Genomic DNA, 22,799 nt, shown 5'->3' with positions numbered 1-22,799 from the left:
CGACTCGAAGCCATGAACGACATCCGCCAGCTCGCCCTGACCTGCCGCGACGCCGCACGGGCCGTTGCCCGGCTGCCGACCGACGCCAAGAACGCGATGCTGCGCGACATGGCGGACCAGCTGCTGGCCGACGCGCCGGCGATCCTGGAGGCGAACGCCGCGGACATGGACGCGGCGCGGGAAAAGGGCATCGGCGAGGCGATGCTCGACCGCCTGCGCCTGGACGACGCCCGCCTGGCGGGGGTGGCCGACGCTCTGCGCGAAGTCGCCGCGCTGCCCGATCCGGTCGGCATGGTGACCCGCCGCGACACCCGCCCGAACGGGATCGCGGTGGAGCGCGTGCGCACCCCGCTGGGGGTGGTGGCGATGATCTACGAGGCGCGGCCGAACGTGACCGCCGACGCCGCGGCACTGTGCCTGAAGGCCGGCAACGGGGTGATCCTGCGCGGCGGCAGCGAGGCGCTGCGCTCCAACATGGCGATCGCCGCATCGCTGGGCAAGGCGCTCGAGCGCGCCGGGGTCCCGGCGGCCGCGGTCACCATCGTCGAGGACCTGCGGCGCGAGACCATGGTCGCGCTGCTGCAGCTCACCGACATCGTCGACCTGGCGATCCCGCGCGGCGGCGAGGGCCTGATCCGGTTCGTCGCCGAGCACGCGCGGGTGCCGGTGATCAAGCATTACAAGGGCGTCTGCCACCTCTACGTCGACGCCAGCGCGGACCTGGACCTGGCGCTGGGCCTGCTGGTGGACGGGAAGGTGTCGCGGCCGAGCGCCTGCAATGCGCTGGAAACGCTGCTGGTGCACAGCGATGTCGCCGCGCAGTTCCTGCCCCGCGCGGCGCAGGCGCTGCGCGCGCACGGGGTCGAGCTGCGCGGCGACGAGGCCACCCGTGGCCTCGTCGCCGACGTGGTTCCGGCGACCGAAGCGGATTACGACGCCGAGTACCTCGACCTGGTGATCGCGGTGCGCGTGGTCGGTTCGCTGGACGAGGCGATCGCCCACATCCGCCGCCACGGTTCGGACCACACCGAGGTGATCGCCGCGCGCGACCCGGCCGCGGCGACGGCGTTCGTGGACGCGCTGCGCTCGGCGGTGGTGATGGTCAACGCCTCGTCGCGCTTCTCCGACGGCGGCGAACTGGGGCTGGGCGCCGAGATCGGGATTTCGACCACGCGCCTGCACGCCTATGGCCCGATGGGGCTGGAAGCGCTGACCGTCGAGCGCTTCGTGGTCCGCGGCGAGGGCCAGACCCGCAACCTCCACCGCTGAGCGCCGCGCGGGCGCGGCGCCGGCCGCCTCAGGCCACGCCCGGCGTGGCCAGCGTTTCCAGCTCGCCGTCGTCGGTCTGGGCCTGCACCGTGACCGGTTCGCCATGGTTGAGCGCGCGCGCCTCGGCCATGAGCTGCGCGATCTCCAGGCCCTTGGCGCGTTCGGGGAACCAGAAGATCGGCGTTTCGCCGTCGAGCAGTTGCCAACCGCCGCCGCTGCGCAGCAGGCGCAGGATCGATCCGGACATCGCCGCCTCCATCAGTCGAACAGCGCCCTGCCAACGGCTGCGGCCTGTCCGTGGCCGGGTACACCCCTCGTCCGTGGTGCGACCGGAGCGGCAGGACGCGGCCAGTGTCGGCCGGGCGGCGACGGCGGCACAGTCGGCGCGTGGCCCGGTCGGGTGTAGGAGTTTCCTGACCCGCGGGCCGCGCGGACGGTCGCCGGTCGCCGCCGCGGGTCCAGGAACGCGGAAAGCCGGCGCTGGGCCGGCTTTCCGCGTGGATCGGTTGGTCGGGGAGACAGGATTTGAACCTGCGACTTCTACGTCCCGAACGTAGCGCTCTACCAGGCTGAGCTACACCCCGACGGCGAGCCGCGTATTTTAGTGAACCGGGGCGCCGCGAGGCAAGGGGTCCCGGGTCAGTGCAGGGCCGAGGCCAGTCCTTCGAGCGCGGCGTGGTCGAGGATTTCCACCCGGTGCGGGTCGGGCAGGGCGATCACGCCCTGCTCGCGCAGGCGGGTGAAGCTGCGGCTGACCGTCTCCACGGTCAGACCCAGGTGGTCGGCGATGTCGCCGCGGCCCATCGGCAGCGCCACGCAGGGGTCGTCCGCGCGGATCCTCAGTTGCTGGCGCAGGCGCACCAGGAAGCTCGCCAGCCGTTCCAGCGGCGAAAGCCGCGCCAGCAGCAGCATCGAGTCGTGGGCATCGTCCAGGTCGCGGCAGGCGCGCTCGAGCAGGGTGTGTTCGAACGAGGGAAAGCGCCGGCGCAGCTCGTCGATGCCCTCGATCCCGAACACGCACACGCGGCTGGCGGTCACCGCCTCAATCGCGTAGCGGTGGACCTGGTGCCCCGACAGGCCGACGAAGTGGCCCGGGGTCACGAAGGCCACGACCTGGCGGCGCGCGTCGGCCAGCGTGCGCACCACGCGCAGCATGCCGGCGGTCACGCTATAGGCATGGCGGCAGGGCTGGCCGGCGCGGGCGAGTTCACCGTTGGGCTGGAGTTCGATCGAGGACACCAGCCGTTCGAGCGCATCGGCCTCGGGCGACGGCAGCGACGAGCACACCGCCAGGTCGCGGACCGCGCAACGCGCGCAATCCAGCGGCACCACGGTTCGGGCGTGCTGGCGACAGCGGGGGAGGGGCTGGCTGCTCATGGGAGGTTCGCCCGGCCATCATAGCGTCCGTGCGGCGCGGGCAGGGGGATAAATTGTCCAACCGCGCGCACGGGCGGGCCCCGGCGCCTCCGGTGGGACCGGCCGGGGGCCGGCAGCGGCGGGCCGGACGGGTAGAATGGCCGTCTTTCCCCGCCGTTTCGGCCCGTCCAGGCATGATCAAGCCCAGAACCCCCCCCGGCGTCATGGAACTGCTGCCCCGCGACCAGATCGCGTTCCAGCGCATGCTGGACACGATCCGGCGGATCTTCGAGGGCTTCGGTTTCCTGCCGATCGAGACCCCGGTGTTCGAGCTGTCCGAGGTGCTGCTGACCAAGTCCGGCGGCGAGACCGAACGCCAGGTGTACTTCGTGCAGTCCACCGGCGCGCTGGAAAAAGGCGGCGAGGGCCTGCCGGAGCTCGCCCTGCGCTTCGACCTGACCGTGCCGCTGGCCCGCTACGTGGCCGAGCACGAGCACGAGCTGGCGTTCCCGTTCCGCCGCTACCAGATGCAGCGCGTGTACCGCGGCGAGCGCGCCCAGCGCGGGCGCTTCCGCGAGTTCTACCAGTGCGACATCGACGTGATCGGCAAGGACGCGCTGTCCACCCGCCACGACGCCGAGATCCCGGCGGTGATCAGCGCGGTGTTCGAGGCGCTTGACATCGGCGACTTCACCATCCACCTCAACCACCGCAAGATGCTGCGCGGCTACTTCGAGGGCCAGGGCATCGCGGACGAGGCCCAGGTGCCGGTGCTGCGCGAGATCGACAAGCTCGACAAGCGCGGCGAGGACGCGGTGCGCGCGACCCTGGCGGGCGAGGGCTTCGGCCTGTCGCACGAGGTGATCGACCGCCTGATGGCGTTCTCGCGCGTGCGCTCCAGCGGCCATGACGACGCGCTGGCCAGGCTCGAGGCGCTCGGCGCCGGCACGCCGCTGTTCGAGGAAGGACGCGAGGAACTGCGCGAGGTGCTGCGCCGGCTCAAGGCCCTGGGCGTGCCGGAGTCGCGCTATGCGATCAACCTCTCGATCGCGCGCGGCCTGGACTACTACACCGGCATCGTCTACGAGACCACGCTCGACGCCAATCCGGGCCTGGGCTCGATCTGCTCGGGCGGCCGCTACGACAACCTCGCCAGCCACTACACCCGGTCGAAGCTGCCCGGCGTGGGCATCTCGATCGGCCTCACGCGCCTGTTCTGGCAGCTGCGCGAGGCGGGGCTGGTGCAGACCGCGGACAGCTCGGTGGACGTGTTGGTGACCCTGTTCGACGACGGGGGCCTGGACCATGCGCTGGGCCTGTCGCAGCAGCTGCGCGCCGCCGGGCTCAACGTCGAGACCCAGCTCGAGCCGCGCAAGCTCGGCAAGCAGATGCAGTACGCCGACCGCGCCGGGATCCGCTTCGTGGTGATCCGCGGCGAGGACGAGGCCGCGCGCGGCATGGTGGCGGTCAAGGACCTGCGCCGCGGCGAGCAGTTCGAGGTGCCCGACGCCGAGCTGGCGCAGACCCTGCTGGTCGAGCGCGAGCAGTGGCGGGCCCTGGGCACCGCGGGTCGGGCCTGACCGCCATGGGCGACGGCATCGTCCTGCTCGACGGACGGTCGCTGACCCGCGACCAGCTGGTCGCGGTGGCGAACGGCGCGGCGGTGCGGCTCGACCCGGAGGCGCTGCGCGCGGTGGCGCGCGCCGCCCACTTCCTGGCCGAGCAGGTGCGGCGCGAGGAACCGATCTACGGCGTGTCCACCGGCTTCGGCAGCAATGCCGACAAGCTGCTGGGCGCGCACCCGCTGCGCGACGAACTGCCGGGCGCCGAGCCCTCGGGCCGTTCCCTGCACGAGGAGCTGCAGCACAACCTGATCGTCACCCACGCGGTGTGCGTGGGCCCGCCGCTGCCGGCCGACGTGGTCCGGGCGATGCTGTGCATCCGCATCAACACGCTGCTCCGCGGACACTCCGGCATCCGCGTGCAGACGCTCGAAGCGCTCGCCGCGCTGCTCAACGCCGGCGTGGTGCCGGTGGTGCCCGAACTCGGTTCGGTGGGCGCCTCGGGCGACCTCGCGCCGTTGTCGCACCTGGCGATCGTGCTGCTGGGCGGCGGCGAGGCGTTCTACCAGGGCCGGCGCATGCCAGGCGCCGAGGCACTGGCCGCCGCGGGCCTGGCGCCGGTACGGCTGTCGTACAAGGAAGGCCTGGCGCTCAACAACGGCACCGCGCAGATGCTGGCGACCGGCGCGCTGGCGCTGCACCGGCTCGAGCGCATGCTCGACACCGCCGACCTGGCCGCGGCGATGACCATCGACGCCTTCGCCGGGCGACTGGGCGCGTTCGCCGAGGACGTGCACGCGCTGCGCCCGCATCCGGGGCAGGTGCAGACGGCCGCGCGCCTGCGCGAACTGCTGGAAGGCTCGACCCTGGCCGACATCCCCTACCACCTGGTGCCGCTGTTCCGGCCCTGGCTGCCGGCGAGCTGGGACACGCCCGGGTCGCGCCAGCTCAGCTTCGACATCGGCTGGAACTGGGTGCCGAGCGACCAGCGCCACGGCCGCGAGAAGTTCTACACCCGGTTCAAGCCGTTCCGCGGCGGCAAGAAGCACCAGCCGCAGGACAGCTATTCGCTGCGCTGCATCCCGCAGGTGCACGGCGCGGTACGCGACGCGGTGGCGCATGCCGCGCGCGTGTTCGACGTCGAGCTCAACGCGGTCACCGACAACCCGCTGGTGTTCCCGGACCGCGAGGCCGAGCACGTCGAGCAGCAGGTGATCTCGGCGGGCCATTTCCACGGCATGCCGCTGGCGCTGGCGATGAGCGCGGTCAAGGCGGCGATCCCGGTGCTGGCCTCGATCAGCGAGCGCCGGCTCAACAAGCTGGTCGACCCGGCCACCAGCGACGGGTTGCCGGGGTTCCTGATCGGCAACGAGGACGGCACCGAGTCCGGCTTCATGATCGTGCAGTACACCGCGGCGGCGATCGTCAACGACCTCGCCACCCGTGCGCACCCGGCCAGCGTGTACTCGATCCCGACCAGCGCCAACGCCGAGGACCACGTGTCGATGGGCACCAACGAGGCGCGGCACGTGCTGTCGATGGTCGACGACCTCGGCAAGGTGCTGGCGCTGGAGCTCTACACCGCGGCGCAGGCGCTGGACCTGCGCCTGGACATGATCAACGCCGCGCGCGACCTCGCCCGGCGCGGCGACGTGCAGGCGCTGCTGCGCAAGGTCCACGGCGTACCGGAAGGCGATCCGCGCCATCCCGCGTTCGTCGCCGAGGTCGAGGCGCTGCGCCAGGAGCTGGCCCAGGCCGAGCCGTTCCATCCGGGCCGGCGTGTGGCCGCGGCGCACGCGGCGATCCGGCGGCGGATCCCGTTCCTCGACCGCGACCGCGCCCTCGACGCCGACGTCGCGGCGGCCGTGGAACTGGTCGCCGACGGCACGCTGCTCGAGGCGATCGGCCGATGACGGCAGGGCGGGGCGGGTGAACCTGCCGCTGCACCTGGGCTGGCTGGGCGTGCTGGAGGCGACGCTGATCGCGTTCGCCGTCGGCGTGCTGTGCCTGCTGGCCTGGCGCTGGATCGCCCTGCGCGCGGGCTGGCCGCAGTCGCGCGCGATCGGCTGGGCCTGCGTGTGCGCGGTCGCGATCGCGGCCGGGATCGACAGCTGGAACCTGTTCTACCTCGGCGTGGTCCGGCTGGAATCGCCGCTGTATGCGCGGATCGCGCTGGCGAAGATGCACGACGCCGATTCCCTCGGCACCCGCGTGTTCATGGAGTGGTGCGGTGCGCTGGCGGGCGTGGTCGCCGGCTGGGTGCTGGCGCGTGGGCGGGGACCGGCACCGGGGGAGTGAGGCGAAGGCGCCGGCGCCTCAGGGGCGCTCGCTGGACGTCCGTGGCGCCTGGCCGGCCATGCCCGGGCGTGCAAGGCGATGCCGGGCGGGGGCGGAGGACACTGGTGCGCCTTCTGCATGGCACCAGTTGCTGCGGCACCCCCCGCTTGCGGGGGAGGGTTGGGGTGGGGGGCAGTGGGTCGCCTCGGAGCCGACCCCCATCCCGGCCTTCCCCCGCAAAAGGGGGCGGGGCGCACAGTCGTCACCCCTCGACCCGTCCACGACACACGCGTCCATGGCATTCGCCATATAAATCAGATCATTAGCGATAGGTTTTCGCCCTGACTCCAGGTTTCGCGCCGCCCGTGCCCATGAGGGCGGGCCGCCGCAGGACGGCCGCCAGTCATCGGCGTGCCGGGTCGGCACCTGCGCGTCGAGCGGGCAGGGCGAGCGGTGTGCACGATCGCGCGCTTGACCAATGTAATAACGTGCTATTACATTAGCGCATTATGAAGCAGCGCCTCGATCCCCTGCCCGAATCCGATGCCAACGCTTCCTTCCGGGCACTGGCCAAGGCGCTTGCCAGCCTCGAGCGGGTGGACGAGGTGGCCGCCTTCCTGCAGGACCTGTGCACCCCGGCCGAGCTCGAGGCGATGGCCGACCGCTGGCGCGTGGTCCCGCTGCTGCTGCAGGGCCTGCCCTACCGCGAGATCCACGAGCGCACCCAGGTCAGCGTGACCACCGTCGGCCGCGTCGCGCGCACGCTCGAGCATGGCGCGGGCGGCTATGCCGCCGCCGTCCGGCGCCAGTACCCCCGGCTCGCGCCGGGCCACTGAAGGAACCACACGATGAGTCCTACGGCCGTCCCCGCGGCGCGCGACCGCTTGCGCATCGCCATCCAGAAATCCGGACGCCTGAGCGACCCGGCGCGGGCGCTGCTCGCCTCGTGCGGGCTGTCGTGGCGCGAAAGCCGCGACAAGCTGTTCTGCTACGGCGAGACCCTGCCGGTCGACCTGCTGCTCGTTCGCGACGACGACATCCCCGGCCTGCTCGCCGACGGCGTGTGCGACTACGGGATCGTCGGCCGCAACGTGCTCGACGAGCAGGCGGCGCTGCGCGCGGCCGAGGGCAAGCCCCAGGTATCGAAGGAGGTGCGCGCGCTCGGTTTCGGCGGTTGCCGCCTGGATGTCGCGATCCCCGAAGCCTGGGACTGGGAGGGTCCGCAGCACCTGCAGGGCCTGCGCATCGCCACCAGCTACCCCGGCCTGCTGGGTCGCTGGCTGGCGGAGCAGGGCGTGGAGGCGTCGGTGGTGGTGCTGTCGGGCTCGGTGGAGATCGCGCCGCGCCTGGGCCAGGCCGACGTGGTCTGCGACCTGGTGTCCAGCGGCGCCACGCTCACCGCCAACCAGCTGCGGCCGGTGGCCACGATCATGCGCAGCGAGGCGGTGCTGGCCGGCCCGCTGCAGCCGTTCGCCGACATCCGCGGCGAACTGGCGCAGATGCTGCTGCGGCGGCTCGATGGCGTGCTGCGGTTGCGGGACAGCCGCCTGCTGATGTTCCAGGCGCAGCGTTCGCAGGTGCCGGCCCTGCTGGAGATGCTGCCCGACGCGGAGCAGCCCACGGTGCTGCAGGTCGACGGTGCCGACACGCTGGCGCTGCAGGCGTTGTGCCACGGCGCGATGACCTGGCAGCGGCTGGAGGACCTCAAGCGTGCCGGCGCGCGCGGGCTGATGGTGCTGCCGGTCGAGAGGATGCTGGCGTGAGCGCCGGCCTCGTCCAGCGGCTGGACTGGGAGGTGCTCGACGCCGCGGCGCGCGCGCAGGCCCTGCAACGGCCGGTCCAGGCGGTGGAGGCGCGCACGCGGGCGGCGGTGTCGAGGCTCATCGACGAGGTGCGCGCGCGCGGCGATGATGCGCTGCGCGAGATCACGCTGCGCTTCGACGGCGTCGCGCCGGCGTCGTTCGAGGTCACCGCGGATGAGTTCGCGGCCGCCGAAGCGGCGGTCCCCGGGGAGCTCCGGGCCGCGATGGAGGAGGCGGCGGCGCGGATCGAACGCTTCCACCGCGCCGGCATGGCCCAGGGCTACGCGGTCGAGACCGCGCCCGGCGTGACCTGCGAGCGGGTGGTGCGGCCGATCGCGCGCGTGGGCCTGTACGTGCCGGCCGGCAGCGCGCCGCTGCCGTCCACCGCGCTGATGCTCGGGGTGCCGGCCCGGCTGGCCGGCTGCCGCGAGGTGGTGCTGTGCACGCCGCCGCGCAGGGACGGCAGCGCGGATCCCGCCGTGCTGGTGGCCGCGCGCCTGACCGGGGTGCACCGCGTGTTCAAGCTCGGCGGCGCGCAGGCGATCGCGGCGATGGCCTTTGGCACCGCCAGCGTGCCGCGCTGCGCCAAGCTGTTCGGGCCGGGCAACAGCTACGTGACCGAGGCCAAGCAGCAGGTGGCGCAGGCCGGCGTGGCGGCGATCGACATGCCCGCCGGTCCCTCCGAGGTGCTGGTTATCGCCGATGCTGGCGCGGATCCGGCCTTCGTCGCCGCCGACCTGCTGTCGCAGGCCGAGCACGGGCCCGATTCGCAGGTGCTGCTGCTGAGCGACGACCAGGGGCTGCTCGACCGGGTGGAAGCCGAACTGGAGGCGCAGCTGGCCGTGCTGCCGCGGGCGCAGATCGCGCGCCAGGCGCTGGCGCAGTCGCGCCTGGTGCGCGTCCCGACGCTGGACGCGGCCTTCGACATCAGTAACGCCTACGCGCCCGAGCACCTGATCCTGGCCCTGCGCGAGCCGCGCCCCTGGCTGGACCGGGTGGAGGCGGCCGGCTCGGTGTTCCTCGGCGACTGCACGCCCGAGGCGCTGGGCGATTACTGCAGCGGCACCAATCACGTGCTGCCCACTGGCGGCGCGGCGCATGCCTACAGCGGGGTGTCGGTGGCGAGCTTCCAGAACTTCGTGAGCGTGCAGGAAGCCAGCCGCGCCGGGATCGGCGCGATCGGCCCCTGCGCGATGACCCTGGCCGAGGCCGAGGGGCTGGAAGCGCACGCGAACGCAGTACGCCTGCGCCTGCGGCGGCCCGACGAGCGGGAGGCGGCGTGAGCGCGGACGACGTGCTCGCCCTGGTACGCGAGGACCTGCGCGACTTCGCCGGCTACAGCTCGGCCCGTTCGTCGCGCCTGCAGGGCGAGGTGTGGCTCAATGCCAACGAATCCGCCTGGGCGAACCCCGCCGACGCCGACGCCACCTGCCGGCGCTATCCCGATCCGCAGCCGGAGGCGCTGCGCGCAGCGCTGGCCGACCTGTATGCGGTGGCGCCCGAGCGCCTGGTGGTCGGCCGCGGCAGCGACGAAGCCATCGACCTGTTGGTGCGTGCCACCTGCGAGGCGGGGCGCGACGCGGTGCTGGTGACGCCGCCCGTGTTCGGCATGTATGCGGTGAGCGCGCGGCTGCAGGGCGCGCCGCTGCTGGAGGTGCCGCTGCTCGACGATCCGGGGCAGGGCCTGGTGCCCGACTTCGCGGCGATCGCACGGGCGGCCGGCGGGGGCGGCGCGAAGCTGGTGTTCCTGTGTTCGCCGTCCAACCCGGGCGGGCAGGCGATCACCCTGGATGACATCGCCGCGCTCGCCCGGGCCCTCGAAGGGCGGTCGCTGGTGGTGGTCGACGAGGCGTATGCCGAGTTTTCCGACCTCCCGTCGGCCACGACCCTGCTGCAGGCGCACCCGAACCTGGTGGTGCTGCGCACGCTGTCCAAGGCGCATGCGCTGGCCGCGGCGCGGATCGGCGCGGCGATCGCCGATCCGGCCCTGGCCGGGGTGCTGCGCCGCTGCCAGGCGCCGTACCCGGTGCCCACGCCGTGCGCGGCGCTGGCGGTCGCCGGGCTGTCGCCGCAAGCGCGCGCGGCCACCGCCGCGCGCATCGCCCAGGTGCGTAGCGAACGCGCGCGACTGGCGGCCGCACTGGCGCGCCTGTCCGGCGTGCGCCGCGTGTATCCCTCGCAGGGCAATTTCCTGCTGGTGCGCTTCGAGGACGCGCAAGCCGCGTTCGACGCGCTGCTGGGCGCCGGCATCGTGGTCCGTGACCAGCGCGCCGCGCCCGCGCTGGGCGACGCCCTGCGCATCACCATCGGGACGCCGGAGCAGAACGCACGCGTGCTGTCGGTGCTGTCGGCCCTGCGTCCGTCCACCGCCGTCCCGCCGGGGATGAGCGATGCCGCCGGAGGAGGAGGGCGCTGATGGCCACCAGGATCCTGTTCGTCGATCGCGACGGCACCCTGATCGAGGAACCCGCGGATTTCCAGATCGACGCCTACGAGAAGCTGCGCTTCGTGCGCGGCGTGATCCCGGCCATGCTGAAGCTGCGCGACGCCGGCTTCGAGTTCGTGATCGTCAGCAACCAGGACGGGCTGGGCAGCGAGGCCTATCCACGCGAGCGTTTCGACGGCCCCAACGACCTCATGCTGCAGGTATTCGAGAGCCAGGGCATCGTGTTCCGCGAGGTCCTGATCGACTGCAGCTGCCCCGCCGACAACGCGCCCACGCGCAAGCCCGGGCTCGGCCTGGTGCAGCACTACCTGCGCGACCGCAGCATCGACCTCGACGCCTCGGCCATGGTTGGCGACCGCGAGACCGACCTGCAGTTCGCCGCCAACCTGGGCATCCGCGGCTTCCAGCTGCGCACGGAGCAGTTCGGCGGCGAATGGGATTGGGCCGGCATCGCCCATGAACTGGCCGACGCGCCGCGCCGCGCGGTGGTGGAGCGCAACACGAAGGAGACCCGGATCCGGGTCGAGCTGGACCTGGACCGCGTCGCCGACGCCGAGGTTTCGACCGGGCTGCCGTTCTTCGACCACATGCTCGACCAGGTCGGCAAGCATGGCGGCATCGCGTTGAAGGTGCGCACCGAGGGCGACCTGCACATCGACGAGCACCACACCATCGAGGACACCGGCATCGCCCTGGGCCAGGCGCTGAGGCAGGCGTTGGGCGACAAGCGCGGCATCGCGCGCTACGGCTTCACCCTGCCGATGGACGAGGCCCTGGCCAGCGCCGCGCTCGACCTGGGCGGCCGCCCGTACCTGGTCTTCGAGGGCTCGTTCCGGCGCGAGAAGGTGGGCGACATGCCGACCGAGCTGGTCGAGCACTTCTTCCGTTCGGTCTGCGACGCGGCCGCGCTCAACCTCAACCTGAAGGTCGAGGGCGAGAACGACCACCACAAGGTGGAGGCCTGCTTCAAGGCCTTCGCGCGGGCGCTGCGGATGGCGGTGCGGCGCGAAGGCGCGGAGCTGCCGAGCACCAAGGGCGTGCTGTGAGGCGGGTGGTCCTGGTCGACGCCGGCGGCGCCAACCTCGGCTCGGTCCGCTACGCGCTGCGGCGCCTGGGCGTGGAGCCGGTGCTGGCGTGCGACGCCGAGGCGATCCGCCTGGCCGACCGGGTGGTCCTGCCCGGGGTCTCGACCGCGGCCACGGTGATGGGCCGGCTGCGCGAGCTCGGACTGGTGGAGACCCTGCGCGGCCTGCGCCAGCCACTGCTGGGCGTGTGCGTGGGCATGCAGCTGCTGTTCGAGCACTCCGAGGAGGACGACACCGCGTGCCTCGGGCTGCTCCCGGGCCGCGTGCGCCGGCTGCGGGCCGGGGAAGGCCTGCGCGTGCCGCACATGGGCTGGAACCGCCTGCGCCCGCTGCGCGGGGATCCATTGCTGGCCGGCTTCGCCGGGGGCGACCACGCCTATTTCGTGCACGGTTACGCCGCCGACGTCACCGCCGATTGCATCGCCAGCACCAGCCACGGGCGCGAGTTCGCGGCCGTGGTGCGGCGTGGCAACGTGATGGGCGCGCAATTCCATCCCGAGCGTTCGGCCGGGGCCGGCGCGAGGCTCCTGGCCAACTTCCTGCAGGTGGACCCTTGATATGGACAGCTTCACCCTGTATCCGGCGATCGACGTCCGCGGCGGTCGCATCGTCCGCCTGGCCCAGGGCGACTACGCGCAGGAGACGCGCTACGGCGACGATCCGCTGGCGCTGGCGCGCGAGTACGCGGCGCAAGGTGCGCGCTGGTTGCACCTGGTGGACCTGGACGCGGCGCGCGCCGGCGGCTACACCCTCGCCACGCTGGTCGGCAGGATCGCGGGCGAGGCGGGACTGCAGGTGCAGACCGGCGGCGGGGTGCGTTCGCGCGAGGACGTGCAGCGGATCCTCGACGCCGGCGCGGCCCGGGTGGTGGTCGGCTCGCTGGCGGTGCGCGAGGCGGACATGGTGGCTGGCTGGATCGAGGAGTTCGGCGCCGAGCGCATCACCGTGGCCCTCGATACCCGGCGGGACCGGGAAGGCACCTGGCGCCTGCCGGTGCACGGCTGGACCGAGACCGCGGCCGGCACCCTGCAGGAGATGGCGCGACGCTATGCGCAGCGCGGCCTGCGCCACCTGCTGTGCACCGACATCAGCCGCGACGGCATGCTCACCGGTCCGAACCTCGAGCTGTACCGGCTGCTCGCGGCCGAGGTCCCGGGGGTGGCGCTGCAGGCCTCCGGCGGCGTGCGCGAGCTGGCCGACGTGCTCGCGGCGCGGGAACTGGGCTGCGCCGGCATCGTGCTCGGCCGCTCGCTGCTCGAGGGCAGGCTGGAGCTGCCAGATGCGATCGGACGCGTGGCCGCCGGCCCGGAGCCGGCCTGATGCTCGCGCGCCGCATCATCCCCTGCCTGGACGTGCGCGACGGCCGCGTGGTCAAGGGCGTGCGCTTCCGCGACCACGTCGACATGGGCGACATCGTCGAGCTGGCCCTGCGCTACCGCGACGAGGGCGCCGACGAGCTGGTGTTCTACGACATCAGCGCCACCCCGCAGGGGCGCTCGGTCGACCGCGGCTGGGTGGAGCGCGTGTCGGCACAGTTGGACATCCCGTTCTGCGTGGCCGGCGGCATCCGCGACGTGGACACCGCGCGCGCGGTGCTGCACGCCGGCGCCGACAAGATCTCGATCAATTCGCCGGCGCTCGAGCGCCCGGCGCTGATCGGCGAGTTGGCCGAGGCCTTTGGGGTCCAGTGCGTGGTGGTCGGCATCGATTCGCTCCGCGAGCCGGACGGGGAGTGGCGCGTGCGCACCCACACCGGCGACCCGGACCGGATGCGGGCGCCGAAGGTGCGCACCCTGGACTGGGTGGTGGAGGCCCAGCGCCTGGGCGCGGGCGAGATCGTGCTCAACTGCATGGACAGCGACGGCGTGCGCCGCGGCTATGACATCGAACAGCTGCGCGCGGTGCGGGCGCTGTGCTCGGTGCCGCTGGTGGCCTCGGGCGGCGCCGGCGAGGCGGCGCATTTCGAAGCGGTGTTCCGCGAGGCCGACGTCGACGGCGCCCTCGCCGCGAGCGTCTTCCACAGCGGCAAGCTGCGGATCCCGGAACTGAAGCGTTACCTGCGCGGGCGCGGGGTGGAGGTGCGCGATGACTGAGGTCCGGACCGGGGCGCTGGAGGCCATCGACTGGGACAAGGCCGGCGGCCTGGTGCCGGCGGTGGTGCAGGACGCGCGCACGCTGCGGGTGCTGATGCTCGGCTACATGGACCGCGCCGCGCTCGAGGCCACGCTGTCCGGCCGCCGGGTGACGTTCTTCAGCCGCAGCAAGGGCCGGCTGTGGACCAAGGGCGAGTCGTCCGGCCACTTCCTCGACCTTGTGTCGGTGGACGTGGACTGCGACGGCGACGCCCTCCTGGTGCAGGCCAGCCCGCGCGGCCCGACCTGCCACCTGCAGCGCGCGAGCTGCTTCGATTCCGCGCCGGGCGCCACCCTGGCCGAACTTTCGGCGCTGGTGGAGGCGCGCGCGACGCTGAGGCCGGAAGGCAGCTACACCACGAAGCTGTTCGAGGGCGGGGTGCGCCGGATCGCGCAGAAGGTGGGCGAGGAGGGGGTCGAGACGGCGCTCGCGTCCGTGGCCCAGGACGACGACGCGCTGCTGGGCGAAGCGGCCGACCTGGTGTTCCACCTGCTTGTGCTGCTGCGCGCCCGCGGGCTGGGGCTGGAGGACGTGGAAGCGAAGCTGCGCACGCGGCGGCGTTGAAGGGCCCCCGCGGCGCCAGCCACCCTTGCCGCGGAACGCGCAGCAGATGACCGGGTTCGCCCGGCCTGCCCCTCCCCGCGCGCGGGGGAGGGCCGGTGCGGGGCACGCCCGAGCCCGGCGGTCCAACGCGCCCATGGCGTGCGGTTCCGGACCCGCCTACGCCGCCGTGATCGAGGTGCGCACGCAGTCGCGGCCGTTGGCCTTGGCCGCGTACAGCGCCTTGTCGGCGGTGTCGAGCGCGTCGTCGATGTCGTCGGCCGCGTCCGGGGCGATGGTGTGCACCCCGATGCTGGCGGACACCCGCAGCCGCACGCCCTGCGATTCGCAGGCCTCGGCGACCAGCGACCTGCGCACCTCCTCGGCCACCGCCACCGCCGAGCGCAGGTCGTGGTCGGGCAGCACCACCACGAACTCCTCGCCGCCGAAGCGCGCCAGCAGCGCATCGTGCGGGCGCAGGGTGCGGCCGATCCGCTGCGCGGCCCAGCGCAGGCAGTCGTCGCCGACGAGGTGGCCGTAGCGGTCGTTGATCGACTTGAAATGGTCCAGGTCCACCATCAGCAACGACAGCGGGCGTCGCGCTTGGCGACAGCGCGAGAGCAGCCGTTCGAAGCCCTCGTGGAAGTAGCTGCGGTTGTACAGCCCGGTGAGCGCGTCGCGGCGGCTGGAATCCTGCAGCCGTTCATGGGTCTCCTCCAGCTGCGACAGCGCCTTCTGCAGTTCGCGCGTGCGCTCGGCGACGCTGCGCTCGAGCCGGCGGTTGGCCTCGGCGGTGATGCGCTGGTTCTCGTTGCGCAGCTGCGCGTAGCGGTAGCCCAGCGCGACCGAAAGCAGCAGCATCTCCAGCGCCGAGCCGATCTGCACCCCGTACTCGGTGGCGAAGTTCTTCGGCAGCACGCCGAAGGCCAGCAGGGTGAAGATCGCGGTGCCGAGCAGGAACATCGACCAGGCCAGCAGCAGCAGCCGGGCGGGCGTGTAGCCGCGGCGCAGGACGTACAGCGTTGCCAGCACGATCCATAGCACGCCCAGCAGCACCGCGCGCGAAGCGACCGGGGTGGAGATACGGTAGGGCAGCCACACCGAGGCCACGCCGAACACCACGAAGAACGCGATCAGCGCCACGGTGCCCGCGTTGAGCCGCGGCGCGCGGTCCGGCAGCTCGAGGAAGATCCGCGCGAACTGCAGCATCGCCACCAGCGCCAGGCAGATCGAGATCGGCACCATGTGGTCGGCCAGCCACGGCGAGCGCGGCCACAGGTACTCGAAGCCCAGGCCGTTGAGCGTGAACAGCACCAGCCCGAACGCGGTGATGTGGCACAGGTACCAGAAATAGCTGGCGTCGCGCAGCGAGATCCACAGCACAAGGTTGTAGAAGAACAGGGCCAGCAGGATCCCGTAGTACAGGCCGATCGCCAGCTGCGCGTCGCGCGAGACCTCGGTGAACGCGGCCTGGGTGTACAGCTGCAGCGGCACCTGCATCGAGCTTTCGCTCTTCACCCGCAGCAGCAACTCCACCGGGGTGCCGGCGGGCAGGTCGACGAAGAAGTTGGGGTGCCGGTAGCGGACGGCGCGCTCGGAGAACGGCACATGGTCGCCGCCGACGTATTCGACCACGCGTCCGTCGGGATAGCGCAGGTAGATCTCGAGCCGGTCGCTGAGCGGATACTCCTGCACCAGCAGCCAGCGCGATTCGTCCGGGGCGTGGTTGACGATGGTGGCGTGGAACCAGAACGCCCCGCGCTGGAATCCGAACGCGTCCTTGCCGTCGGGAAGGGGTTCGAATCCGCCGTCGGCCACGCGCCGCCAGGCGTCCACCGGCCGGTCGCTGGCCTGGCGGTCGTGGTGGTAGCTCAGGTGGGGCGAGAGCGCCACGCTACGCACTCCGGGCGCGAGCTCCAGCGCCGGGCCGGCGAAGGCGGGCAGGCTCAGCAGCGTAGCCAGCCATGCCAGGAGACACCTGCGCACGTTCATCGCCAGTACCGGTCCATCGCTGGTTCCATCCCCAATCGCTCCCGACGGCGGCCAACGGGGCCATCATGGCTAACGCTTTCGGCCAGATAAAGGGGACATCGCCGCGGGCGCCGGGCGGGCAGCCGTCCCGCGCCCCGGGGGCGCTAGAGCGGATGCGGGTAGGGCAGCGGCGGCCCGCGTTCGAGCTGCGCCTCCCAGGCCAGCAGGCGCGCACGCAGCGCCTCGCCCACGTGGATCTGTGGATGCGAGGGGGCATGGCCCTCCATCTTCTCGCGACGCTCGACCTGGCGCTGGGCGTAGGCGAAGGCGTCCAGCAGCCCGCCGTCGCGGTTGAGTCCCTCCACCAGCAGGGCCCGGCCGAACCAGGTGGCGCTGGTGGCGTCGCCGCAGCCGAACGAACTGCGGTCGCGGCGGGCGGCGGTGATCACGATGCTGTCGGGGCCTGCCAGCGCGGGGATGAAGCCGCCCGAGAAACAGGCCGAGACGACCAGCACCCGGTGGCGGATGCCGGCGTCGTCGAGGGCGGCGCGCAGGTCGGTCGGCGTGAGCGACAGGTCGAAGGCGCCTGGCTGGTGCAGCACCAGCGCGTGGGGGCGCTTGCCGTGGCTGGTGGCGAACAGCAGCAGGATGTCCTCGTCCGGGTCCATGCGCGCGGCGATTCCGGTCAGCGCATGGCGCAGGCTGTCGGGAGTGGCGAGCGGGCGTGGGGTGGGGCCGACGCTGTCGGGGTGGTTCACCAGCGCCAGGGTGCGGCCCTGCGCGCCGTAGCGTGCCGTCGCCAGGTCTTCGAAATAGGCGGCCTCGTTGCGGAACACGTTCTCGCGCCCGTCGCCGGCCACGGCCAGGGCGAACAGGTCGACCTGGCCCGGGCGCTGGGGCGGCATCCGCGACAGCCGGTCGTCGATCAGGGCGCGGTCGCGCGCGGTGGCCTCGTCCGGAGCGGTGGCCTGGTCGCCTGCGGGACCGGCGGGGTCCGGCCCCTCGGGCCCCTGCGCAGCGGCGGGGGTGTTGCCGGCGAAGGCGGCCACCAGCAGCGCCAGCCAGAGCCAGGCAGAGCGGGACGCGCGCGCCCTTCGCGCATCGCCCGGTCCGCCCGCGGCCCCCGGCCGGCGCATTACGCCACCGCGACCTCGTCGAACCCGGTCACGCGTGGGTGGCCGCCCGCAGCCGCACCCGTGCGCGGCTCCGGGTAGTCGCTGGCGCGGTCGACGAGGGTGGTGCGCAGCCCGGCCTCGCGCGCGGCGTCGAGTTCGGCCACCACGTCGGACAGGAACAGGATCGCGCCGGGCTCGACCCCCAGTTCACCGGCGATGCGGGCGTAGCTCGCCGCTTCGCGCTTGCCGCCCACCGTGGTGTCGAACCAGCCCGAGAACAGGCCCGACAGGTCGCCGGCGTCGGTGTGCGAGAACAGCAGCTTCTGCGCCGGCACCGAGCCGGAGGAGTACACCGCCAGCCGGTGGCCGTTGCCGTGCCAGCGGCGCAGCGCGGCGACCGCGTCGGGGTACACCGGCGCGGTGAAGTCGGCGTTGCGGTAGCCGGCGGTCCAGACCATGCCCTGGAGCGCCTTGAGCGCGGTGTGCTTGCGGTCCTCGTCGATCCAGCCCTGCAGGGTCTCGACGATCATCGCGTCCTGGCACAGGCCGCCGTTCTCGATCGCCACCTGGTCCAGCCAGCGCCGCACCTCCGGCTCGTGGCCGTGCTCGGCGACGAAACGCGGGAGTTCGCGGCGCGCGTACGGGAACAGCACGTCCTTGACGAACGAGATGGAGGACGTGGTGCCCTCGATGTCGGTGAGGATCACGGTGCGCATGGCAGGCCCGGAGACTGGGACGGGAGAGCGTAACCCACGGCCGCGCGGCGGGCGGCCGGGGCGGTGGCTCAGGCGGCGCCGCGCTTGTCGTAGCGCGGGAACTTCTGCGCGATGTCGGTGCCGGTGAAGTGGCCGATCCAGCCGTCGGGCTGCTGGAAGAAGCGGATCGCCACGAAGTTCGGTTCCGGCCCCATGTCGAACCAGTGGGTGGTGCCGTCGGGCACGGCGATCAGGTCGTTCTTGACGCATTCGATCTCGTAGACCTTGTCGCCCACGTGCAGGGTGAACAGGCCCGAGCCCTCCACGAAAAAGCGCACCTCGTCTTCCTTGTGGTAGTGCTCGTCGAGGAACTTGGCGCGCAGCTCATCCTTCTTCGGGTTGTCCGGGCTGATGCTGATCACGTCCACGGTGGTGAAGCCGCGCTCGGCCGAAATCCGGTCGATGTCGGCCTTGTAGGCCGCGATCACTTCCTCCTGGCTGGCGCCGGCGGCGACCGGCTGGCTGGCCTGCCAACGCTCGAAGCGGACGCCGATCTTCGCCAGCTCGCGCGCGATCTCGTCGCCGTCGTGGCTGGTGAAATCGGGCGCGTCGGGGTTGGTGTCTGAGAAGATGCGCAGTCGGCTCATCGCGGGCTCCCTCGCAGGGATGGTGGGGCAGAACGACAGGCTAGCAGCTGGCGCCGCCGCCGTGGCCGGCATCGGTGCAACACCGGCGTTCGCGAGCCGCAACGCGGGCGGTCAGCGGACCGTGGACAGCCGGCGCAGGTCCAGCTCGCAGCCCAGCAGGAACTCGAACGCCTCCAGGTGGCGGCGGGCCTCGGCCATGTCGCGGCCCCAGGCGTACAGGCCGTGGCCGTCGATCAGGTAGCCCCACATCGGGCGGCGGTCGAGCAGCGCGTCGACCTGGGCGGCGAGGGTGGGCATGTGCTGGCTGTTGGGCAGGACCGGCAGGTCGAGCGCGGTCTCATGGGTCTCGTTGCCGCGGAACGCCTTGAGCAGCTCGTAGCCGGCCAGGCGCACGTGACCGACGCCGGCGAACAGGCGCGAGGCGACGGTCTGGTTGCGCGAATGGGTGTGCAGGACGCAGCCCACGTCCGGGAACCGGCGGTACAGCTGGGTATGGAGCAGGGTCTCGGCGGACGGCCGGTGGTCGCTGCCCACGGCCTTGCCGTCCAGGTTCACGACCATGATGTCGTCGGGCACCAGCCGGCCCTTGTCGCGGCCGGACACGGTGATCGCCGCGTGGCCCTCGTCCAGGCGCGAGGAGAAGTTGCTGCTGGTGGCCGGGGTCCAGCCCAGGGACGCGAGCTCGCGCACGTTGACGATGATCTCGTCGGCGCGCGCGGCCAGGCGCTGGCGGTCGTAGGGAAGGTCGCTCATGCGCCGATTCTAGGCGATCCGGCGCGCGTTCAGGGGCTGCTGGCGGTGTCCGCGACCGGCGCCCCGGGCGCCAGGGCCGCGGCCGGGCCTTCGTCGGGCTGCCGCGGCAGGATCCGGAAGCCGACCGCGGCCGCCAGGAAGGCCAGCGCGAAGTTGACCAGATTGAAGAACACGAACGGCAGGTAGTCCAGCGTCGCCACGCCCAGGGTGGCGGCCATGAACGCGGCACAGGTGTTCCAGGGCACCAGCGGCGAGGTGATCGTGCCGCCGTCCTCCAGCGCGCGCGACAGGTTCAGCGGCGACAGCCCGCGACGCGCGTACTCGGACTGGTAAAGCTTGCCCGGCAGCACCAGCGACATGTACTGATCGGCGGTCACCACGTTGGTGCCGAACGCGGTTACCAGGGTCGCGGCGATCAGCGATCGGGCCGTGGTCGCCCAGCCTAGCACGCCCCGCACCATGCGCTCCAGCAGGCCGGTGCGCTCCATCACCGAGCCGAAGCACATGGCGCAGATCACCAGCCACACGGTGTTGAGCATGTTGGACATGCCGCCGCCGCTGAGCAGCTCGTCGACCGCGGCATTGCCCGTCTGCGCCTGGTAGCCGTTGAACAGCGCGGTCCAGGCGCCGGCCACCAGCGCCATCGGCCGCGACAGCGCCTCGTTGCCCGCCAGCGCCACCACACGGTCGGGGTTGAACACGACCGCGAACGCCAGTCCCACCAGGGCGCCGACGAGGATCGTCGGATACGCCGGGAAGCGGCGGAACGCCAGCGTGAACACCAGCACCATCGGCAGCAGCAGGTACCAGGCCGGGTTGAACTGCGCTTCCAGCGTGGCGGCCATGCCGGCCGAGGTCGCCTCGCCGGACGGCGCCTGTCCCAGCAGGCCGGCCGCCGTGAACATGCCCAGTGCGATCAGCAGCGAGGGCAAGGTGGTCCAGGCCATGTTGCGGATGTGGGAGAACAGCTCCGATCCGCTGACCGCGGGTGCGAGGATCGTGGTATCCGACAGTGGCGAAAGCTTGTCGCCGAAGTACGCGCCGGAGATCACCGCGCCGGCGGTGATCGGCAGCGACATGTCCATCCCCTGGCCGATCCCCACCAGGGCCACGCCGACGGTTCCGGCCGTGGTCCAGGAGCTGCCGATGACCAGCGAGGTCACGGCGCAGACCAGGCACGCGGCCGGGTAGAAGTAGGCCGGGTGCAGCAGCTTCATGCCGTACACGATCAGGGTCGGCACGGTGCCGCTGAGCAGCCAGCTGCCGATCAGGGCGCCGACCGAGAGCAGGATCAGGATCGCGCCGACCGAGTGGGCGACGCCCTGGACCATCGCGTCCTCGATCTCCTTCCAGCGCATCCCGTTGCGCAGGCCGACCAGGGCGGCCACCCCGCTGGCGAGCAGCAGCGCAATCTGGCTGGCGCCGTACACCGCGTCGTCGGCGAACAGCATGATGCCCAGCACCAGCAGCGCGACCAGGAACAGCAGCGGGGTCAGCGCCTGCAGCAGGCTGGGCGCTCGGGGGGCGGGAGAACTCATGGCGTGCGCTGGCTGGATCGATACGTCTGCGTGGAGCGGGCCGGCGTCGCCGGCCCGCGGCGGTCAGGCGGTAGCGGCGCCCGCGGCGCGGTTGAGCCGGCTGTGGCGATAGCCGTAGGCGAAGTAGATCACCTGGCCCAGCAGGGTCCACAACACAAAGATCAGCCAGTGCTCCATGAACGACTGCAGGAACAGGAACAGGCAGGCGAGCACGCCGAGCGGGCAGACCAGCCAGAACAGCGGTACCCGGAACGGACGTGGCAAGTCGGGGCGGGTGAAGCGCAGCACCAGTACGCCCAGGCAGACCGTGGCGAATGCGATCAGGGTGCCCATCGACACCAGTTCGCCCAGGACGCTCAGCGGCATGAACCCGGCCAGGAGGCAGGCGACCACGCCGACCAGGATCGTGCCCACGTGCGGGGTCTGGTATTTCGGGTGCACCTTGCCCAGCACGCGGGGCAGCAGGCCGTCGCGCGACATCGAGTAGAAGATGCGCGGCTGCGCCATCAGCATCACCAGGATCACCGAGGACAGGCCGGCGATGGCCCCCACCTCGACCGCGGTCTTGAGCCATCCCAGGTTGGCGCCCGGGTCGGCGCGCATGGCCAGTTCGATCGCGGTGGCCACCGGCTTGGCGGTGTCGAGTTCGCGGAACGGCGCCATGCCCACCAGCACCGCGCACACCGAGATGTAGATCAGCGTGCATACCACCAGCGAACCGAGGATGCCGATCGGCATGTCGCGCTGCGGGTTCTTGGCCTCGCCGGCGGCCGTGGAAACCGCGTCGAAGCCGATGTAGGCGAAGAACACGATGGTCGCGGCGCGGAACACCCCGTCCATGCCGAACTGGCCCGGCCCCTCGTTGGCGGGGATGAACGGGGTCCAGTTGGCCGGATCGACGTACATCACGCCGAAGCCCAGGAACGCGGCGATCACCGCCACCTTGATCGCCACCACCACTGCGTTGGCGAACGCCGACTGGGTGATGCCGACGTAGCACAGACCGCTGACGGCGGCCACGATCAGGATCGCCGGCAGGTTGACGATGCCGGCGGTGCGCACGAATTCGCCGTTGGACCAGGTGATCGGGGCCGTGGCCAGCTCGGCGGGGAAGGGCACGCCGAGGGTGGTGGTCAGGAAGCTCACCATGTACCCCGACCAGCCCACCGCCACGGTGGAGGACGCGAACAGGTATTCGAGGACCAGGCACCAGCCGATGAACCAGGCGGTGAACTCGCCCAGGGTGGCGTAGGAGTACGAATACGCACTGCCGGAGACCGGCATCATTGCCGCGAACTCGGCGTAGCACAGCCCGGCCAGGGCGCAGGCCATCCCCGCGAACACGAAGCTGAGCATGATCGCCGGGCCGGCATGGTTGGCCGCTGCCTGGCCGGTGAGGACGAAGATCCCCGCGCCGATCACCGCGCCGACGCCCAGCAGTACCAGGTGGCGCGCGGTCAGGGTCCGCTTGAGCGTCGCCTCGCCGTGCAGGGAGCCCTCGACCGGTTCGCCCGCATCCACGTGCGGCGCCGGCTCGACCGGCTTGACCCTGAACAGACTCTTCGACATTGGCGTTTCCCCTGGAGAATGGACCTGGCGCGATGCGCGAG

The 22,799-nt window shown here is 72.1% G+C and carries 22 protein-coding genes and 1 tRNA gene; 13 read left to right on the top strand and 10 right to left on the bottom strand.

Annotated elements, in window-relative coordinates; genetic code table 11:
- The first annotated feature begins 12 nt into the window (after positions 1–12).
- Positions 13–1,269, top strand: coding sequence for a glutamate-5-semialdehyde dehydrogenase (locus FQY79_RS00255; protein ID WP_146309674.1), 1,257 nt, complete (start codon positions 13–15; stop codon positions 1,267–1,269).
- A 28-nt stretch (positions 1,270–1,297) separates the two neighbouring features.
- Here the strand turns inward: FQY79_RS00255 and FQY79_RS00250 are convergent, their stop codons facing one another.
- The 3 genes from FQY79_RS00250 to FQY79_RS00240 all read right to left on the bottom strand — a co-directional run bounded on the left by FQY79_RS00250 (position 1,298) and on the right by FQY79_RS00240 (position 2,646).
- Entirely contained in the window at positions 1,298–1,516 is a 219-nt protein-coding gene (locus FQY79_RS00250) for a hypothetical protein (RefSeq protein ID WP_146309672.1), read from the bottom strand.
- Positions 1,517–1,776: 260 nt separating this feature from the next.
- Positions 1,777–1,853 (bottom strand) — tRNA-Pro (locus FQY79_RS00245).
- Positions 1,854–1,908: 55 nt separating this feature from the next.
- Positions 1,909–2,646, bottom strand: coding sequence for a Crp/Fnr family transcriptional regulator (locus FQY79_RS00240; protein WP_146309670.1), 738 nt, complete (start codon positions 2,644–2,646; stop codon positions 1,909–1,911).
- 173 nt (positions 2,647–2,819) lie between these two features.
- Here FQY79_RS00240 and hisS point away from each other — a divergent pair, with 173 nt between their 5' ends.
- From hisS to hisIE, 12 genes are all read left to right on the top strand, one after another.
- Entirely contained in the window at positions 2,820–4,205 is a 1,386-nt protein-coding gene (hisS, locus tag FQY79_RS00235) for a histidine--tRNA ligase (RefSeq protein ID WP_146309668.1), read from the top strand.
- A gap of 5 nt (positions 4,206–4,210) precedes the next feature.
- Positions 4,211–6,100: an HAL/PAL/TAL family ammonia-lyase gene (locus FQY79_RS00230; protein ID WP_146309666.1), complete on the top strand. Its 1,890-nt coding sequence runs from the start codon at positions 4,211–4,213 to the stop codon at positions 6,098–6,100.
- A gap of 16 nt (positions 6,101–6,116) precedes the next feature.
- Positions 6,117–6,485, top strand: a complete 369-nt coding sequence (locus tag FQY79_RS00225; protein ID WP_146309664.1) for a hypothetical protein — start codon at positions 6,117–6,119, stop codon at positions 6,483–6,485.
- A gap of 488 nt (positions 6,486–6,973) precedes the next feature.
- Entirely contained in the window at positions 6,974–7,300 is a 327-nt protein-coding gene (locus tag FQY79_RS00220) for a YerC/YecD family TrpR-related protein (RefSeq protein WP_146309662.1), read from the top strand.
- Between the two features lie 12 nt (positions 7,301–7,312).
- Entirely contained in the window at positions 7,313–8,227 is a 915-nt protein-coding gene (hisG, locus tag FQY79_RS00215) for an ATP phosphoribosyltransferase (protein WP_146309660.1), read from the top strand.
- Between the two features lie 20 nt (positions 8,228–8,247).
- A complete protein-coding gene (hisD, locus tag FQY79_RS00210; RefSeq protein ID WP_425463170.1) occupies positions 8,248–9,549 on the top strand; it encodes a histidinol dehydrogenase in 1,302 nt (433 codons plus the stop codon).
- The gene (gene hisC / locus FQY79_RS00205; protein ID WP_146309656.1) at positions 9,546–10,682 is read left to right on the top strand and encodes a histidinol-phosphate transaminase; all 1,137 of its coding nucleotides are present in this window, start codon (positions 9,546–9,548) and stop codon (positions 10,680–10,682) included. The genes hisD and hisC overlap by 4 nt, the downstream gene beginning before the upstream one ends.
- Positions 10,682–11,758, top strand: a complete 1,077-nt coding sequence (hisB, locus tag FQY79_RS00200; protein ID WP_146309654.1) for a bifunctional histidinol-phosphatase/imidazoleglycerol-phosphate dehydratase HisB — start codon at positions 10,682–10,684, stop codon at positions 11,756–11,758. The genes hisC and hisB overlap by 1 nt, the downstream gene beginning before the upstream one ends.
- Complete coding sequence (gene hisH / locus FQY79_RS00195) at positions 11,755–12,354, top strand: imidazole glycerol phosphate synthase subunit HisH (RefSeq protein WP_146309652.1); 600 nt, start codon at positions 11,755–11,757, stop codon at positions 12,352–12,354. Before hisB ends, hisH begins: the two co-directional genes overlap by 4 nt.
- 1 nt (position 12,355) lies before the next feature.
- The gene (gene hisA / locus FQY79_RS00190; protein ID WP_146309650.1) at positions 12,356–13,117 is read left to right on the top strand and encodes a 1-(5-phosphoribosyl)-5-[(5-phosphoribosylamino)methylideneamino]imidazole-4-carboxamide isomerase; all 762 of its coding nucleotides are present in this window, start codon (positions 12,356–12,358) and stop codon (positions 13,115–13,117) included.
- Positions 13,117–13,890 carry an imidazole glycerol phosphate synthase subunit HisF gene (gene hisF, locus FQY79_RS00185; RefSeq protein WP_146309648.1) on the top strand — a complete coding sequence of 258 codons (774 nt, stop codon included), beginning with the start codon at positions 13,117–13,119 and terminating at the stop codon, positions 13,888–13,890. The genes hisA and hisF overlap by 1 nt, the downstream gene beginning before the upstream one ends.
- Positions 13,883–14,494 carry a bifunctional phosphoribosyl-AMP cyclohydrolase/phosphoribosyl-ATP diphosphatase HisIE gene (hisIE, locus tag FQY79_RS00180; protein WP_146309646.1) on the top strand — a complete coding sequence of 204 codons (612 nt, stop codon included), beginning with the start codon at positions 13,883–13,885 and terminating at the stop codon, positions 14,492–14,494. The genes hisF and hisIE overlap by 8 nt, the downstream gene beginning before the upstream one ends.
- 156 nt (positions 14,495–14,650) lie before the next feature.
- On the opposite strand, the gene FQY79_RS00175 is transcribed toward hisIE, so the two are convergent.
- The 7 genes from FQY79_RS00175 to FQY79_RS00145 form a co-directional block, all read right to left on the bottom strand.
- Positions 14,651–16,462, bottom strand: coding sequence for a sensor domain-containing diguanylate cyclase (locus FQY79_RS00175; protein WP_146309644.1), 1,812 nt, complete (start codon positions 16,460–16,462; stop codon positions 14,651–14,653).
- A gap of 143 nt (positions 16,463–16,605) precedes the next feature.
- Positions 16,606–17,490, bottom strand: a complete 885-nt coding sequence (locus FQY79_RS00170; RefSeq protein ID WP_186759655.1) for a C13 family peptidase — start codon at positions 17,488–17,490, stop codon at positions 16,606–16,608.
- Between the two features lie 86 nt (positions 17,491–17,576).
- On the bottom strand, positions 17,577–18,272 hold the full coding sequence (gene mtnC, locus FQY79_RS00165; RefSeq protein ID WP_146309640.1) for an acireductone synthase: 696 nt from the start codon (positions 18,270–18,272) through the stop codon (positions 17,577–17,579).
- A gap of 68 nt (positions 18,273–18,340) precedes the next feature.
- A complete protein-coding gene (locus FQY79_RS00160) occupies positions 18,341–18,898 on the bottom strand; it encodes a 1,2-dihydroxy-3-keto-5-methylthiopentene dioxygenase (protein WP_146309638.1) in 558 nt (185 codons plus the stop codon).
- Positions 18,899–19,009: 111 nt separating this feature from the next.
- Positions 19,010–19,651, bottom strand: a complete 642-nt coding sequence (locus tag FQY79_RS00155) for a methylthioribulose 1-phosphate dehydratase (protein ID WP_146309636.1) — start codon at positions 19,649–19,651, stop codon at positions 19,010–19,012.
- A 29-nt stretch (positions 19,652–19,680) separates the two neighbouring features.
- Positions 19,681–21,189 carry a Na+/H+ antiporter NhaC gene (nhaC, locus tag FQY79_RS00150; RefSeq protein ID WP_146309634.1) on the bottom strand — a complete coding sequence of 503 codons (1,509 nt, stop codon included), beginning with the start codon at positions 21,187–21,189 and terminating at the stop codon, positions 19,681–19,683.
- Between the two features lie 63 nt (positions 21,190–21,252).
- The gene (locus tag FQY79_RS00145; protein ID WP_146309633.1) at positions 21,253–22,758 is read right to left on the bottom strand and encodes an amino acid permease; all 1,506 of its coding nucleotides are present in this window, start codon (positions 22,756–22,758) and stop codon (positions 21,253–21,255) included.
- Positions 22,759–22,799: the final 41 nt, after the last annotated feature.

The sequence above is a fragment of the Luteimonas wenzhouensis genome, assembly GCF_007859305.1.
Taxonomy (GTDB): Bacteria; Pseudomonadota; Gammaproteobacteria; order Xanthomonadales; family Xanthomonadaceae; genus Luteimonas; species Luteimonas wenzhouensis.
Note: the sequence above shows the minus strand (reverse complement) of the source record. Positions and strands in the feature narration are given on the sequence as shown.